This is a genomic window from Streptomyces violaceus, from assembly GCF_036014075.1.
Taxonomy (GTDB): domain Bacteria; phylum Actinomycetota; class Actinomycetes; order Streptomycetales; family Streptomycetaceae; genus Streptomyces; species Streptomyces violaceus.
Map to the genome: position 1 here is coordinate 4,175,961 of NZ_CP107911.1, position 15,884 is coordinate 4,191,844.

Below are 15,884 nucleotides of genomic sequence, written 5' to 3' on the forward strand. Positions count from 1 at the left end.
GTACAGAACGGTAAGCGCACCCCCGGCTGCCGGTCGTCCCCAGTGAGAGGGGTTCCCCGGAGTCCCTCTCAGGTACTACGGGGACGCGGGGGTGCGGCCTCAGTACCCCGAGGGCCGTACCAGCCCCGACTCGTACGCGAACACCGCCGCCTGCGTCCGGTCCCTGAGGCCCAGCTTCACCAGGATCCGGCCCACGTGGGTCTTCACCGTCTGCTCGGCGACGAAGAGGTGCCGGGCGATCTCCCCGTTCGACAGGCCCTGCGCGATCAGGGCGAGCACCTCCGTCTCCCGCTCGGTCAGGTCGCCGATGCGTTCCTTGAGCGGGGCTCGGGGCCGGTCGTCCAGCCGGGAGAACTCGGCGATCAGCTTGCGGGTGATGACCGGGGCGAGCAGCGCCTCCCCGGCCGCCACCACCCGGACCGCCTCGGCGAGCTGCTCCGAGGACGCGTCCTTCAGCAGGAACCCGGAGGCCCCGGCGCGCAGCGCGTCGTACACGTACTCGTCGAGGTCGAAGGTGGTGAGCACCAGCACCTTGATGTCCGGGTGCGCGGCCGTGATCAGCTCGGTGGCCTCGATACCGCCGACCCCGGGCATGCGGATGTCCATGAGGACGACGTCCGGGGCGGTCTCGGCGGCCTTCGCGATGGCTTCCCGGCCCTCCCGCGCCTCGCCGACGACCTCTATGTCGGGCTGGATGCCGAGCAGCACGGTGAAGCCCTGCCGGACCATCGCCTGGTCGTCGACGATGAGTACCCGGATGGGATCGCCGGTGCCGCCGCTCGTCATGGGGTTCCTGCCTCGGGGTCGGGGAAGTGGTAGGTGATCCGGTCGGTGCCCGGCGCGTCGGCGGGCGGGGTGTCCGGGAGGAACGCGGTGACCTTGAAGCCGTCCCAGTGCCACGGGTGCGCGGTCATGGTGCCGCCGAGCATGGCGACGCGCTCCCGCATGCCGAGCAGTCCGTGCCCCGCTCCCGTCGAGGGCGGCGCGGGCCCGGTCGGCCGGGAGTTGACTATCTCCACCTCCAGCCCGTCCGGCTGGTACGTGAGACGGACCTTGGCGCTCGCGCCGGGCGCGTGCCGCAGGACGTTGCTCAGGGCCTCCTGCACGATCCGGTACGCCGACAGCTCCACGCCGGGCGGCAGCGGTCGCCGCTCGCCGTTGATCTCGGTGGTGACCTCGCGGCCGGCGGCCCGGGTGTTCTCCACCAGCGCGTCGAGCCGGTCGAGGGTGGGCTGTGGGGCGTGGGCGGCGGTGTCGCCGCCCGGGCCGCCGGGCGTCTCCCCCGGCCCGGGGTGCTCCGAGCGCAGCACGCCGAGCACCCGGCGCAGCTCGGTCAGCGCCTCCAGCGCGTTCTGCCGGATGCCGGCGAGGTTCTCCTTGAGCTCGTCGGGCGGGTTCTCGACGAGATGCGGGGCGACCTGCGCCTGGATGGAGATGACCGACATGTGGTGCGCCACCACGTCGTGCAGTTCCCGCGCGATACGGCTGCGCTCCTCCAGCAGGGTGCGCCGGGTGCGCTCCTCGGCGGTCAGCGTGGTCTGCTCGACGAGTTCCGCGCGGGCCTCGCGGCGGCCGCGCAGGGCGGTGCCGACGACCACGACGACGGTGGACAGGGAGACTGCGAGCACGCCGGTGGTGTCGTAGCGTTCCGCGTCCCGCAGGCTCTCCAGGACGTAGGTGAGCAGCGCGGTCACGGCCAGGGCCGATATCGCCGCGCGGGTGGGCACCCGCAGGGCGAGCAGCAGCAGCACGAACAACTCGGCGATGATGCCGGCCGCGGTCCAGGGCCAGGTGTAGGTCTCCGGGGCGAAACCGAGCCGGCCGCGCACCGCCACGGCTCCCACGACGAAGGCGCCCATGGACAGCCACCACGCCGGCACCGGCCGCCACAGTCCCAGGACCATGGCGCCGCCCTGCCCGCCCGCGATCAGGAAGGCCAGGCTGGAGCCGAGATGGCCGTTGTCGTTCATGTCGCCGGTGCCGCCGACCGTGACACCGAACGCGACCAGGCACACCAGCCCGTGCGGCAGCCACCGCAGCCAGGTGGAGGGCGGCAGCGGGTCCGTACGGACCGTCCACAGGTCCTCGCGCAGCACCCGTAGCCAGCGCCTGACGCGCGCTCGCAGCGCGCGGCCCACCCCCGTGTCCGTCACGCGGCCCAGCCTAGACATGGCGGGCCCTCGCCGCTGTCCCCTGGTCGGACGGACGGTGCGCCCGCACCACCCGCGACGCGCGGCCCCGCCCGCCGCCCTTCACGCCGCCCCGCTCACCGCCCTGCTCGCAGAACCGGAAGGCGGCCCAGCAGACCGCGAGAGCCAGGGCGAACACGGGGAGCCACAGGAGCCGGGCCCCGACCCAGTCGAGCCCGTCGGGCCGCGTGTGCAGCCCGGGGAGCCGTCCCGCGAGGAGGCCGGTGGCCGTCGTGGCCATCAGGGCCGTCTGGTGCCAGAGGAAGATGGTCATCGCGGAGAGGTTGACGACCGCCACCGCCGCCCAGGCCACCGGCCGGCGCATCGCGTGCCGCAGCCGCTCGCGCAGCAGCAGGGCGAGACCGCACTGGGCCAGGCCGAAGGTGACGACGGCCAGCGTCGGCGGGTCCAGGTTGGACATGCCCTCGCCCGGGACGCCGACCATCGACGCCGGGTAGCCGGCCCACGTGACGAGTGCGGCGGTCGCCGCCGTACCGCAGCCGAGCAGGACCCAGCCCGCGCGGCGGCCCTCCAGCTCGCCCCGGGTCCAGGCCGCGCCCAGGGTGTAGGGCACCATCCAGCCCGCCGCCACGTTCACCCAGCCCAGCCAGGAGGGGCCGCCCAGGCCGAACCGCAGAAGGTCCACGTGCAGTACGACGGCCAGCGGCCACAGCGGGTTGAGCCGGGTCAGCAACGGGGTCGCCGCCGTCAGCACGGCGAACACCACGAGGAACCACAAGGGGGACAGGGCCAGTTTCACCAGTGTGCGGACCGTCCCGAACTCGGCGCCCGTCAGCAGCAGGGCGAGCGCGGCGATCGTCCACAGGCTGAGGACGGCCGCGACCGGCTTGAACAACCGGGTCAGACGGCCCGTCAGCCAGCGGTGGTACGGGACGCCCCGGGCCCGGGCCGAGGTATAACCGCGCGTGGCGACATGGCCGCCGACCAGGAAGAACACGGCGAGTGTCTGGAACATCCAGGAGACGGGCGTCAGCCAGGGCATGTCCCTGAGCGGACTCGCCGTGCGCAGGGCGCTGCCGTCGGAGACCAAGGCCGTGACCAGCCAGTGGCCGAGGACGACGCCGAGCACCGCGACGGCCCGCAGGGCGTCCACGGCCCGGTCCCGGTCTGCCGGAGTGGCCGAACCGACGCGGTCGGCGCCACGGAGCACCGCATGCCGGATACCTCGTACGCCGATGTCAGTCATGGGTCACCGCCTTGGTCTCGCCCAGGACGATCCGGGCCAGGTTGGTCAGAGAGGTCGAGCCGGGCCTGAAGTAGTCGCTGTGGCCGCCGTCGCCGGCCGCGAAGACCCGGGCGCCGAAGGCCGGGGAGACGGGGTCGGTGCCGAAGCCGACGGTGGTGCCGAACAGGTCCGCGCTGAGGTGCGGGACGTTCTCCACCCAGTCGTCGCCGCCGCGGGCCGCCCAGACGCGGGCGCGGGTGCGCAGGGCGGCGGCGGAGTCCGCGCCGGTGCCGGGGCTGCCGACGAGCGCGAGGTCGTCGACGGCGAGCCCGGCGGCGGCCCGCCCGCAGACGACCGAACCGTACGAGTGGCACAGCAGCGAGAGGCGCGGTCCGTCACCCGCTATGGCGCGCAGGCCGGAGACCAGTGCGCGCAGCCGCGGGGCCGCCTGCTCCGCCCTGCCGGTCGTCGTGACCGTCGTGCTGACCGTGCCCGGCGTCTCGTAGCCCAGCCAGGCCACCACCGCGGTGCGCGTCCCCGCCGGGGCCTGCCGGACGAGCTGCCCGTACAGCGCGGCGGCGGCCGCGTGGAACCGGCCGTAGGTGTCGAGGCTCGTGTCGGAGCCGGGGACCAGGACGGCTATCCGGTCGGCCCGGCCGAGGTCGCCCAGGACCTCCGTGACCTGGCCGGAGCCGCGGCCGTCGAAGGCGAGGAGGTGCCGGGCCGGGGCGGCCAGGGAACGGTCCGTCGCGGCACGGGCCCGGTCGTGATGGCCTGCGGCCATGCGGGCCGCTTCGGCCGCGTTGGCGCGGTTGGCCGCGTACGCCTCGTCCAGCGTCGACGCGCTGAGCGGAGCGAGGGAGGCGGGTGGCGGCGCGGGGATCTCCGGTCGCACGGCCCCAGAGAGGGGGAGAACCACCGCACCGGTGATGAGGGCGGCCAGCGCGGCCCGACGCCATCGGCCGGCGCGGCGCCGAGCGCCCTCGCTACGGCGGTACCTCGGCGCGAACCCCATGGTCGTCCCCCTCCACTGCACCCGGCCATCGGGGCTGCGTGGAAAGGAAGTTACGGAGCGGAGCTCGTCGTCCGCGTCACACCGGGGACCCCATCTGCGGCGTAGCTCTCAGGTACTAGGGGTATGACGGGGGGCGGCTCCTACGGGTGCACCCGGGTGCCTCCGAGAGGGCCCTTCACCAGGCCAACTGCTCGATCTCCTCCGCCACCACGGCACAGGCGTCCGCCGCCGGGTCGATGAGCGGGAAGTGCCCCACGTCCTCCAGCAGAGTGACTCCCACCATCTCCCCGGCCTTCGCCGCCGCATCCGCGTACGACTCGGCGACCATCTGCGGCACATCGAGGTCCGCGCGGCCCTGGACGAGGGTGGTGGCGACGCCGGTGGGCAGCAGCAGCGCCGGGTCCGTGTACGGCTGCCGCTCGGCGAAGTGCTCGTCCCCGCCGAGGAGTTGGCGTACGGCACCCCCGCACACGTCCAGCTTGTCGGCGACCGCGAAGTCCGCGATCGGGGCGAGCGCGACCACGCCGCGCAGGGCCGCCGAGCCGCCGGAGCGCCAGGGCGAGCCGGCCGGCAGGACGTGCCGGGCCGCGCCCCACAGCGCGAGGTGCCCGCCCGCCGAGTGGCCGGTGAGGACCGTACGGCGCGGGTCGGCCTGCGGCAGCAGTTCCCGTACCAGCGCCGGGAGGGCGTCCAGCGCGGCGGCCACGTCGTCGAAGGTGTCGGGCCAGCGGCCCGCGAGGGAGTCGTCGTCGCCACCGCACCGGTACTCGGCACTGGCCACGGCGAATCCGCGGCGGGCGAGGAAGTCCGCGAAGGGGCTGATGTGACGCCGGTCGTACGGCGCCCGCCAGGCACCGCCGTGCAGCACGAGGACGACCGGGGCGGGCCCGCCCGGGCCGGCCTCCCCGCGCGGGGCGTAGAAGTCGATCACCTGGTCGGGGTGGTCGCCGTAGGCGGCGGTGGCGTCGGGACCGACGGGCTCGTGGGAGAACACCGACTTCTCCTCGGCAGCGGCCCGTGCTGCTGCGACGTCGTCCGTCATGCTCCAACCTTCCAGCGAAACGTACGGGCGGACCAGTGAGAAGTCGGCCGTTGGCCGGGACGGTACCAGGCACGTGACATGCGCGGACACGTGGATGTCACGCTGGGTGAAGATCGGACGGTTCAGCCGTTTCCTTGCGTCTACGGTGCGTCTGCGGCCAGTTGGGAACGAACGGCCCCACGGCGAGCGGGGCCGTTCGTCACGGTCGGCTCAGCCCAGCGTCCGAGCCAGCACCCGCGCCGCCCGCTCCACGTCGGCGAAGCCCACGTACAGCGGCGTGAACCCGAAGCGCAGCACGTCCGGCGCCCGGAAGTCGCCGACCACACCCCGCTCGATCAGCCGCTTCATCACCTCGCCGGCGTCGTCACAGCGCAGGGCGATCTGGCTGCCCCGCTCCGCGTGCGCCACCGGCGTCAGGCACTCGACCCTGCCCTCGGGCACGTACTCCGCCACGCACTCGAGGAAGAAGTCCGTCAGCGCGAGGGACTTGGCCCGCACCGCCTCGACCGGCACCCCGTCCCACACCTCCAGGGCCGCCTCCAAGGCGAGCATGGAGAGGATGTCCGGCGTACCGACCCGGCCGCGCGGCGCACCGGAGGCCGGCTCGTAGCCGCTCCGCATCCCGAACGGCTCGGCGTGCGAGTTCCAGCCGGGCAGCGGGGAGTCGAAGCGGTCCTGCAGCTCCCGGCGCACATACAGGTACGCCGGTGCGCCCGGCCCGCCGTTCAGGTACTTGTAGGTGCAGCCGACGGCCAGGTCCACCCCGTGCTCGTCCAGTCCGACCGGCAGCGCGCCCGCGCTGTGGCACAGGTCCCAGACGGCGAGCGCACCCGCCTCGTGCACGGCGGCCGTCAGCGTCGGCAGGTCGTGCAGCCGGCCGGTTCGGTAGTCGACGTGGTTGAGGAGGACGGCGGCGGTACGGTCGCCCAGCGCGCCCGGCACCTCCGCCGGTGTCACCGGCCGCAGGGTGCGGCCGGTCATCCGCGCCGCGGACTCCGCGATGTACCCGTCGGTCGGGAAGGTCGTCGCGTCGACGAGGAGCTCGTCACGGCCGTCCCCGGCCATGCGTACGGCCCCCACGAGCGCCTTGAAGACGTTGACACTGGTCGAGTCGCCCACCACGACCTGCCCGGGCGCCGCCCCGACCAGCGGGGCGATCCGGTCACCGATCCGCTCGGGCGCCGTCCACCAGCCGCTCTCCTCCCAGGACCGGATGCGCAGCTCGCCCCACTGGCGGCGTACGACGTCCTCGACCCGCCCGGGCACGACGGCCGGCAGCGCGCCGAGCGAGTTGCCGTCGAGGTAGATCCCCGCGGCGTCAGCCGCGTGATCGGACGCAGCGTCGAGGACGAACTCGGCCCGCTTGACGGCTAGTTCGTCAACGGCGTCCAGCTTCTCCGCCCGCACCGTCAGCTCAGACATACGACCGCGCCGTCCACAGCTCGGGGAACACGTTCTTCTGCGCCCGCTTCTCCAGCCAGGCCACCCCGGCGGAGCCGCCCGTGCCGGTCTTGGAGCCCATCGCGCGGCGGGTGGCGACCAGGTGGTCGTTGCGCCAGCGCCACACCAGCTCGGCGACATCGCTCAGCGCCTCCCCCAGCCGGGCGAGTTCAGCACCCTGGTCACCGGAGTAGACGGCCGTCCAGGCCGCCTCCACCTCCGGCGACGGCTCGTAGCGCTTCGCCACGTCACGCCGCAGCACGACGTCCGGGATGTCGTAACCGCGCCGCGCGAGCAGCCGTACGACCTCGTCGTACAGGCTCGGTTCGTGCAGCGCCTTCTCCAGCTCGGCGTGCACGCGCGGCGCGCCCCGGTGCGGGACGAGCATGGACGCGGACTTGTCGCCGAGCAGGAACTCCATGCGCCGGTACATCGCCGACTGGAAACCGGAGCCCTCGCCGAGGGCGCTGCGGTACGAGTTGAACTGGGCGGGCGTGAGCTGGGCGAGCGGCTTCCAGGAGGCGTTGAGCGCCTCCAGCTCGCGCACGGACCGCTTCAGCGCGGCGGTCGCGGTGGGGATGTCGTCGCCGCGCAGCGCCCGCGCCGCCGTCTCCCACTCGTGGACGATGACGGTGAACCACAGCTCCATCACCTGGGTCGTCACCAGGAAGACCATCTCTCCGGGGTCGTCGGAGAGGGTGTGCTGGAGGTGGGTGAGCACGTCCGCCTTGACGTAGTCCTCGTACGGCGTCGTGCCTTGGAAGTCGAGATGCGGGGTCTCGGGCTCGTGAGCCTCGTGGGACATCGCTGTCTCCTGCAGATAACTCCGGGTAGCGGTCCGCCCCTGCCGATGCCGGCACGGGGGCCCCGGTCCCCACGGGCATACTCCGCAATCGTCCCCCGAAACCGCAAGGCCCGCCCGCTCAGCGGACGGGCCTCGCGCACACGGACCGCTCTCAGCCCAGGACCTGCGCCGCCGTCGGCGAGGAGTCCTTGAGGAACTGGGAGCAGCGCTCGTACTCCTCCTGCTCGCCGATCGTCTGCGCGGCACGGGCGAGGGCGTGCAGGGCCCGCAGGAAGCCGCGGTTCGGCTCGTGCTCCCACGGCACCGGGCCGTGGCCCTTCCAGCCGCTGCGACGCAGCGCGTCCAGACCGCGGTGGTAGCCCGTACGGGCGTACGCGTACGACTCCACGGCCGCGCCCCGCTCGAACGCCTCGTCGGCGAGCTGCGCCCAGGCGAGCGAGGAGGTCGGATGCGCGGCGGCGACGTCGACCGGCGCGGTACCCGAAGCGAGCAGTTCCCGTGGCCCGGGGTCATCGGGGAGGTGGGTCGGGGGCGGACCCCCGAGAAGGTTCTCGTGAATGGACATGCCCCAAGTCTGCGGCATATCGCTCAGTGACGGACAGCCATGCCACCCAGCTACGGTCACGCCGTCCGGCGGAGCCGCGGGCAGCCATGCCGCCCAGCTGCGGGCACCCGCCCCGCTGAGCTACGGGCACCCCTCCCGCTGAGCTGCGGGCAGTCGTGCCGCTGAGCTACAGGCACGCCGCCCCGCTGAGCTGCGGGCAGTCGTGCCGCTGAGCTACAGGCACGCCGCCCCGCTGAGCTACAAGCACGCCGCCCCGCTGAGCTACAAGCACGCCGCCCCGCTGAGCTGCGGGCAGTCGTGCCGCTGAGCTACAGGCACGCCGCCCCGCTGAGCTGCGGGCACGCCGCCCCGCTGAGCTACAAGCACGCCGCCCCGCTGAGCTGCGGGCAGTCGTGCCGCTGAGCTACAAGCACGCCGCCCCGCTGAGCTGCGGGCAGTCGTGCCGCTAGGGGCGGCACGGGTGGGCGCAGCGGCACCCCGCAACGCCGGGCTGCGCAACGCCCCGGCCTCAGCACCAACGCCCCGCACCGACTACAACCTCAGCACCAACACCGCGCACCGACTACAACCTCAGCACCAACACCCCGCACCAACTACAACCTCAGCACCAACCCCCCGCACCAACGACAACCCCGGCCCCTACACCAACCGCTTCCGCACCGGCTCCCCCTCCAACGGCGGCGACACGACGCTCCCATACCTGAGACACTCCGGCCGCTTGCACCCGGGCGGCGGCCTCCGCACCGTGACCAGGGCGATCAGCGCCCCCGCCACCAACGCCCCCGCGCACCACCCCATCGCCCGCCCGAACGCCGCGTCGAAGGCGGCCGGCTCCCGGTACGCCTCCTCCCCCATACCGGCCAGCAACGGCAGCGCCGCCACCGCCACAAGACCCGCCGCCCGGGCCGCCGCGTTGTTGATCCCGCTGGCCAGCCCCGCCCGCGCCACATCCACGGAACCCAGCACCGTCGCCGTCAGCGGCGCCACCAGCATGACCAGGCCCAGCCCGAGCACCACCAGCGCCGGCAGCACATCGGCCCAGTAGGACGCTCCCGGCCCCACCCGCAGCATCAGCAGCATCCCGACGGAACACAGCAGCGGCCCCACCGTGAGCGGCAGACGCGGCCCGATCCGGTCGGCCAGCTCACCTGAGCGCGCCGACAGCAGCAGCATCAGCACGGTCGTCGGCAGCAGCGCCGTACCGGCCGCGAGGGCCGAGTAGCCCACGACGACCTGGAGCTGGAGCGCGGCGAGGAAAAAGAACCCGCCGAGCGCCGCGTACACACACAGCGTGACGAGGTTGACCGCCGTGAACTGGCGGGAGGAGAAGATGTCCGGCGGCATCATCGGATCGGGACGGCGCCGCTCGACGACCACGAACGCGACGGCCGCGGCCACCCCAGCCACCGCCGTGACGGCCACCACCCAACCGCCGGCAGCGGCCTCGATCAACGCGTACGTCAGCAGCGCCAGCGCCACCGCGCCCAGCACGGCCCCCAGCACGTCGAACCGGCCACGGGCCCCCTCTCCGCCCGACTCGGGGACGTGCCGCAGCGCCACCGGCACGCACACCAGCGCCAGCGGCACGTTCAGCAGGAACACCCACCGCCAGCCCGGCCCGTCCACCAGCCAGCCTCCGACGAACGGCCCGACCGCCGCGCCGACCCCGCCGAAGCCGGACCACAGACCCACCGCCCGGCCCCGGTCGTCGGGGTGGAAGGAGGCCTGGATCAGCGCCAGCGACCCCGGCGTCAGCAGGGCACCGCCCACCCCCTGCAGGGCACGCGCGGCGATCAGCGCCCCCGCGTTCGGCGCGATCCCGCACAGCAGGGAGGCCACCGCGAACCACACCACACCGACGACGAACACCTTCCGGCGCCCGAAACGGTCCCCCAGCGCCCCGCCCAGCAGGATCAGCCCGGCCAGCGTGACCATGTACGCGTTGACCGTCCACTGGAGGGCGGACAGGTTCGCGTCGAGGTCACGGCCGATGCGCGGCAGCGCGACATTGACGACGGTCGAGTCCAGCAGGGCCATGCTGGAACCGAGGACGGTGGTGAGCAGGATCCATCTGCCCTGGGGCGAGGCCATCCGGACATCGGGCATGCAGGGAGCATACGGAAGAGCCCGGCACCACAGGAGGTGCCGGGCTCAACGCGTGCGAACCGGATACGACCGGATCGAACCGGACTTACTTGATCTTGGTGCCGGTGGAGCGCAGGTTGCCGCAGGCCTCGAGGACGCGCTTGGCCATGGACGCCTCGGCCAGCTTGCCCCAGGTGCGCGGGTCGTAGGTCTTCTTGGAGCCGACCTCGCCGTCGACCTTCAGGACGCCGTCGTAGTTGCGGAACATGTGGTCCGCGACCGGGCGGGTGAAGGCGTACTGCGTGTCCGTGTCGATGTTCATCTTGACCACGCCGTTCTCCAGCGCGGTCAGGATCTCCTGCTCCGAGGAGCCGGAGCCGCCGTGGAAGACGAAGTCGAACGGCGACGCCTTGCCGAACTTGGCGGCGACGCCCTCGTTCAGCTCCTTCAGCAGCTCGGGGCGCAGGACGACGTTGCCCGGCTTGTACACGCCGTGCACGTTGCCGAAGGACGCGGCCAGCAGGTAGCGGCCCTTCTCACCGAGGCCCAGTGCCTCGACCGTGCGGATCGCGTCGTCGACCGTCGTGTACAGGGAGTCGTTGATCTCGTGCGTGACACCGTCCTCCTCGCCACCGGTCGGGGTGATCTCCACCTCGAGGATGATCTTGGCGGCGCGGGCGAGCTCCAGCAGCTCCTGGGCGATGGAGAGGTTGTCGGCCAGGGTCTCGGCCGAGCCGTCCCACATGTGGGACTGGAACAGCGGGTTCAGACCGGCCTCGACGCGCTTCTGGGAGAGCGCCAGCAGCGGACGTACGTACCCGTCGAGCTTGTCCTTCGGGCAGTGGTCCGTGTGCAGCGCGATGTTCACCGGGTACTTCTCGGCGACGATGTGCGCGAACTCGGCCAGGGCGACCGAGCCGGTCACCATGTCCTTGCTGTACTGACCGCCCAGGAACTCGGCGCCACCCGTGGAGATCTGGACGATGCCGTCGCTCTCCGCCTCAGCGAAACCGCGCAGGGCCGCGTGCAGGGTCTGGGTGGAGGTCACGTTGATGGCCGGGTAGGCGAACTTTCCTGCCTTCGCCCGGTCCAGCATCTCGTTGTAGACCTCGGGAGTTGCGATGGGCATGCGTCCGCTCCTTGTATCTGCGGGTTGGCTACTGCGTCTTTACGGCCCTGACCTAGACCTTGGGATGCGACGTCATCGTCGGCCCCATCTTTCCAGACTTGGCCGGAAGGTCCAGGCCACCGTCCACGCCCTGGTCAGGTCCCGGTCAGTCCAGGCCCAGCTCGTCCTTCGAGAAGGCGAAGAGGTACGGCACCCCGGCGCCCTCCTGGATCTTCTCCGCGGCGCCGGTCGCCCGGTCGACGATCGTCGCGACGGCGACGACCTCGGCCCCGGCCTCGCGCACGGCCTCGACGGCGGTGAGCGGGGAGCCGCCGGTGGTGGAGGTGTCCTCGACGACCAGCACACGGCGGCCCGCGATGTCCGGGCCCTCGACGCGCCGCTGCAGCCCGTGCGCCTTCGCTGCCTTGCGGACGACGAAGGCGTCCAGGCGCTTCCCGCGAGCGGCGGCGGCGTGCAGCATGGCGGCGGCGACGGGGTCGGCGCCCATGGTGAGCCCGCCGACGGCGTCGAAGTCCAGCTCGGCGGTCAGGTCCAGCAGCACCTGACCGACCAGCGGGGCGGCCTCGCCGTCGAGGGTGACGCGGCGCAGGTCGACGTAGTAGTCGGCCTCCAGACCCGAAGACAGGGTCACCTTGCCGTGCACCACGGCCTTGTCCTTGATCTGCTGCAGCAGCGCGCCGCGTGTGTCCGTCATGGCGCCCAGCTTAGAGGCGGCGCCAGCTCCAGGTCGTGGTGGCCTCCAGCGGCTCCAGGGGCGTGACCAGGCGCGGCAGGGTGTTGAGCCCGTTGGGCGGGCCGGTCTGCGGCTCCACGCACACGGCGGCCTCCTGCTCGTCGTAGACGACGACCCACTCCTCGCGGCTCGCCACCTTCAGCTCCAGCTGCCCGGGCCAGGTCAGGGTGACGTCCACGCCGCCGGGCATCCCGAAGCAGTCGTCCCAGGGGCCGGGCTTCGGGTCGATCCGGTTGCCGGTGGGCAGGTGGTCGTCGCCGCGCTCCTCCTGCCAGGCGGGGTCGAAGTCGAGCTGTACGTCCTCGCCGCCCAGGTTCCGGTTGAACCACGGGTGCCAGCCGATCTGCGCGGGGAAGGACGAGTCGTACGTCTCCACGGACATGGTGAGCGTCAGCGCGTCCTCGGTCAGTGCGACGACCTGGGTGACGCGGCCCGGGTGGGGCCAGGGGGCGGCGAGCTCGGCGGTGATGACGGCCTCGGCCGTGCTCGTGCGGGCGGTGCGCCAGGCGCCGTCGCGGACCGTGCCGTGGATGGCGTGGGGCGGGGCGTTGAGCGGCATCTGCCGCACGGCGGCGCCGTCCAGGAACCGCCCGTCGCGGACCCGCCCGCACCACGGCACCATCGGGAAGCACCCGAAGCGCTCGCCCTGCCGAAGCATCTCCACGCCGCCGATCCGCAGCCCTCCGACCCGGCCGCCGTTGCCCGGCTGCACGGTCACCTCCGCGTCGCCCGCGGTCAGCGTGATGTTGTCGTCACTCACGGGACGACCCTACTGGGGTGATCAAGAGGGCCTCACCCGGTGCGCGGCGTTTCAGCGGCGTCGGCGCAGGGCCCGGACCGCCACGATGGCCGACGCCACCGCGAGCGCCGCCGCGGGCGCCGCCCAGCGCAGCGGGGCCGGGGGCGTCACGGTCTGCGGTGCGGGCACCGGCGCGTACCGCCCGCGCGGCGGGGCGTGATCGACCTCCTCGGCACTGCGCCCGATCATCGTGCGCCGCGCATGCGCCGCCTCGGCGATGGACTCGGCGTCGTCGTCGCCCTTGGCGGAGGGCCCGACGGGAGCCGAGGGAACGTCGGCGCCGGAGACGGAGGGGGGTTCGGGGGCGGGGGCTTCGTCGTCGGTACCGGAGGCCGGGCTCTCGTCGCCGGTACCGGAGGCCGGGCTCTCGTCGCCGGTACCGGAGGCCGGGCTCCCGTCGCCGGTACCGGAGGCCGGGCTCCCGTCGCCGGTACCGGAGGCCGGGCTCCCGTCGCCGGAGCCAGTGGCGGAAGGCTTCCCCGCGGTGGCCGCGGTCCCCGGGGGCCCGGCGCCCTCGTCGTCCCCGGCCCCGTCCGCCGCCGTACCCCCGTCGGCCCTCGCCTGAGGCGGGGCCTCGTCGTCCGCGTCCGGGGTCGTTTCGTGGTCGGTCGTCGCCCGGGGTTCGAAGTCCTGCGTGGCGACGGACGTGGTCGTTTCCGCTGCGGCCTCGGCCAGGTGTTCCGCGAAGCGGTTCAGCAGCCGGACGACGGCGCCCTCCACCGCGTCGGCCGGCAGGTCCTTGATCCGCCCGTCCGCGGAGGCCGTGCCGTCGAACGCGACGGTGCAGCCGTCCTCCGCCTCCCGCAGGCCGATCCGCAGCGCGAGCTTGACCGAGCCGCTGCCGCGCGACTCCTCCGCCTCGCCCTCCACGGCGTACGCCCCGTCGTCCCGCCGGGAGACCCGTACGGCACCCCGGTAGGTGACGGAGTGACTGCCGACCCGGATCTTCAGCCGCCCGGCGACGGGCTCGGCGCCGGCGTCCTGCTGGAGCCCGGGAACCACCCGGGCGACCCGCGCGGGGTCGTCCAGCACCTCCCTGAGCCGCTCGGCCGGAACCGGAACGAACACCTCGTGCTCCATGTCGACGGACTCTACCCAGCACAGGCGGAAACGCACCCCCACCTCCGGGATTCGCTCCGGATCGGGGTCCGCCCGGCGTATCCTCCCCACCGCGCTCCTCGGCACCTCCCCCTCCGCCCCGGCCCCCTCAGTACCGCGGATGCAGCAACGTCGAAGCGGGCAGCCCGGCGATCCGCGTCTCCCGCACCGTCCGCGCACCCGCGGCGAGGGACTCGTTCGTGAGGATCAGCGGGCGCGGACCGTCCGGGTCGAGGCGTGGCCGCGGTTCGGTGCGGGCGGCCAGGACGAAACCCCAGTCCCGGGGGGCCCGGGAGCGGCCGGCGGGTGTGCGGTCGGGGCCGACGGCGGAACCGGCGCGGCGGCCGCCCGTGCCGTACGGGGCGGTGCGGAAGCCGGCCGCGCGCAGGGTCGCGTCCACCGTCCAGTACACCCGGGGGCCGGCCGCGACCGGCCCGGCGTGCACCACGAGCCGGCCGCCGGGGGCCAGCACGCGCCGCGCGAGGCCGTAGAACTCCTGGGAGTACAGCTTCGTACTCGCCGTGATCCCCGGGTCCGGCAGGTCCGAGACGACCACGTCGTACGCCGCCGGGGGCGCTCCGCGCAGCCAGCCGAAGGCGTCCTGGACCGTCACGTGCACGCGCGGGTCGCCGTACGCGTGCCGGTTCAGCGCGGACAGGCCCGGGTCGGTGCGGGCCAGCCGTACCACCTCGGCGTCGAGTTCGATGACGTCGACCCGGTCCACTCCGGGATGGCGCAGCACCTCGCGGGCCGCCAGGCCGTCACCGCCGCCGAGGATCAGCACGCGCGCGTGCGACCCGGTCATCGCGGGGTGGACGAGGGCCTCGTGGTAGCGGAGTTCGTCGCTTTCGCTGACCCGGAGCCGGCCGTCGAGGAAGAGGGCCAGGGGCCGCCCGTGCGTGCCGCCGGCGAGGACGACCTCCTGGACGCCGGTCCGCAGCGCGACGCGGACGTCCCTGCCGTACATCGCCTGCCGGGCGGCCCGCTCGAAGTCGTCGACGAGGACGGCGGCCGAGGCGAGGATCGCGAGCACGAGCCCGTTGGCGAGCAGCAGCAGCCAGCGGGCGCGCCGGGTCAGATCCCGGCGGAACAGTCCGAGCACCAGCGCCCCGCCGACGACCGCGTTGACGGCGCCGGTGAGCAGCGCGCCGGTCAGCTGGCCGAGGAACGGCAGCAGGAGGAAGGGGAAGGCGAGGCCGCCGACGAGGGCACCGACGTAGTCCGCGGCGAACAGGTCGGCCACCGCGCCGCCCGCGTCCTGGCGGCGGATGCGCTGGATCAGCTCCATCAGCAGCGGGACCTCGGCGCCGATGAGCAGCCCGGTCGCGAGGGAGAAGGCGACCAGGAGGCAGCGGGGGCCGCTCGCCCACACGCCGCCCCAGTCGCCGGTCCAGGCGAACACGGCGTACAGGGCCATCGCGCTGCATCCGCCGACGAGCGCGAGGGTGGCCTCGACGGCGCCGAAACCGGCCGCGGCGAGCCCGCGCAGCCGCTTCGCGGCGAGGGAGCCGATGCCCATCGCGAAGACCATGACGGACAGCACGACGGACGCCTGGGTGACCGAGTCGCCCATCAAGTAGGAGGCGAGGGCGACGAGTTCGAGTTCGTACACGAGTCCGCAGGCCGCACAGACGAACACGCCCGCGAGGACCAGGAACCGCCCGGTGCCGGGCCGGACGGGCAGCCGCGCCGGGCCGCCGGGGCCGCCCGGGGCGCTCCAGGGCGGCGGGGAACCGGGCGGGGCGGGCGCGTGCGGCTCGATCACGCTGCGACGTTACGTCACGCCTCGACCGCGGTT

At 73.5% G+C, this 15,884-nt stretch carries 14 protein-coding genes; all 14 read right to left on the reverse strand.

The genetic code is table 11. The features are described from left to right. Positions 1-99: 99 nt before the first annotated feature. Positions 100-786, reverse strand: a complete 687-nt coding sequence (locus tag OG542_RS18715; protein ID WP_184594412.1) for a response regulator — start codon at positions 784-786, stop codon at positions 100-102. Next, entirely contained in the window at positions 783-2,171 is a 1,389-nt protein-coding gene (locus OG542_RS18720; protein ID WP_328412314.1) for a sensor histidine kinase, read from the reverse strand. Before OG542_RS18720 ends, OG542_RS18715 begins: the two co-directional genes overlap by 4 nt. Beyond that, positions 2,164-3,396, reverse strand: a complete 1,233-nt coding sequence (locus OG542_RS18725; protein ID WP_328412316.1) for an acyltransferase family protein — start codon at positions 3,394-3,396, stop codon at positions 2,164-2,166. Before OG542_RS18725 ends, OG542_RS18720 begins: the two co-directional genes overlap by 8 nt. Then, positions 3,389-4,390, reverse strand: a complete 1,002-nt coding sequence (locus OG542_RS18730; RefSeq protein ID WP_328412318.1) for an alpha/beta hydrolase — start codon at positions 4,388-4,390, stop codon at positions 3,389-3,391. Before OG542_RS18730 ends, OG542_RS18725 begins: the two co-directional genes overlap by 8 nt. A gap of 175 nt (positions 4,391-4,565) precedes the next feature. After that, a complete protein-coding gene (locus OG542_RS18735; protein ID WP_328412320.1) occupies positions 4,566-5,432 on the reverse strand; it encodes an alpha/beta hydrolase in 867 nt (288 codons plus the stop codon). Positions 5,433-5,642: 210 nt separating this feature from the next. Then, complete coding sequence (kynU, locus tag OG542_RS18740) at positions 5,643-6,854, reverse strand: kynureninase (protein WP_328412322.1); 1,212 nt, start codon at positions 6,852-6,854, stop codon at positions 5,643-5,645. Further along, positions 6,847-7,677: a tryptophan 2,3-dioxygenase family protein gene (locus tag OG542_RS18745; RefSeq protein WP_311126916.1), complete on the reverse strand. Its 831-nt coding sequence runs from the start codon at positions 7,675-7,677 to the stop codon at positions 6,847-6,849. The genes kynU and OG542_RS18745 overlap by 8 nt, the downstream gene beginning before the upstream one ends. 151 nt (positions 7,678-7,828) lie before the next feature. Continuing rightward, the gene (locus tag OG542_RS18750) at positions 7,829-8,242 is read right to left on the reverse strand and encodes a DUF3151 domain-containing protein (RefSeq protein ID WP_184594398.1); all 414 of its coding nucleotides are present in this window, start codon (positions 8,240-8,242) and stop codon (positions 7,829-7,831) included. A 639-nt stretch (positions 8,243-8,881) separates the two neighbouring features. Beyond that, positions 8,882-10,348, reverse strand: a complete 1,467-nt coding sequence (locus tag OG542_RS18755) for an MFS transporter (protein ID WP_328412326.1) — start codon at positions 10,346-10,348, stop codon at positions 8,882-8,884. A gap of 85 nt (positions 10,349-10,433) precedes the next feature. After that, positions 10,434-11,456 carry a class II fructose-bisphosphate aldolase gene (gene fbaA / locus OG542_RS18760; RefSeq protein WP_184594394.1) on the reverse strand — a complete coding sequence of 341 codons (1,023 nt, stop codon included), beginning with the start codon at positions 11,454-11,456 and terminating at the stop codon, positions 10,434-10,436. Positions 11,457-11,601: 145 nt separating this feature from the next. Continuing rightward, positions 11,602-12,150 (reverse strand): orotate phosphoribosyltransferase, encoded by a 549-nt coding sequence (pyrE, locus tag OG542_RS18765; RefSeq protein WP_030245666.1) that lies wholly within the window; start codon positions 12,148-12,150, stop codon positions 11,602-11,604. A 10-nt stretch (positions 12,151-12,160) separates the two neighbouring features. After that, complete coding sequence (locus OG542_RS18770) at positions 12,161-12,949, reverse strand: aldose epimerase family protein (RefSeq protein WP_328412333.1); 789 nt, start codon at positions 12,947-12,949, stop codon at positions 12,161-12,163. 51 nt (positions 12,950-13,000) lie between these two features. Continuing rightward, positions 13,001-14,068 carry an SRPBCC domain-containing protein gene (locus OG542_RS18775; RefSeq protein WP_328412335.1) on the reverse strand — a complete coding sequence of 356 codons (1,068 nt, stop codon included), beginning with the start codon at positions 14,066-14,068 and terminating at the stop codon, positions 13,001-13,003. A 127-nt stretch (positions 14,069-14,195) separates the two neighbouring features. Continuing rightward, complete coding sequence (locus tag OG542_RS18780; protein ID WP_328412337.1) at positions 14,196-15,851, reverse strand: polyamine aminopropyltransferase; 1,656 nt, start codon at positions 15,849-15,851, stop codon at positions 14,196-14,198. Positions 15,852-15,884: the final 33 nt, after the last annotated feature.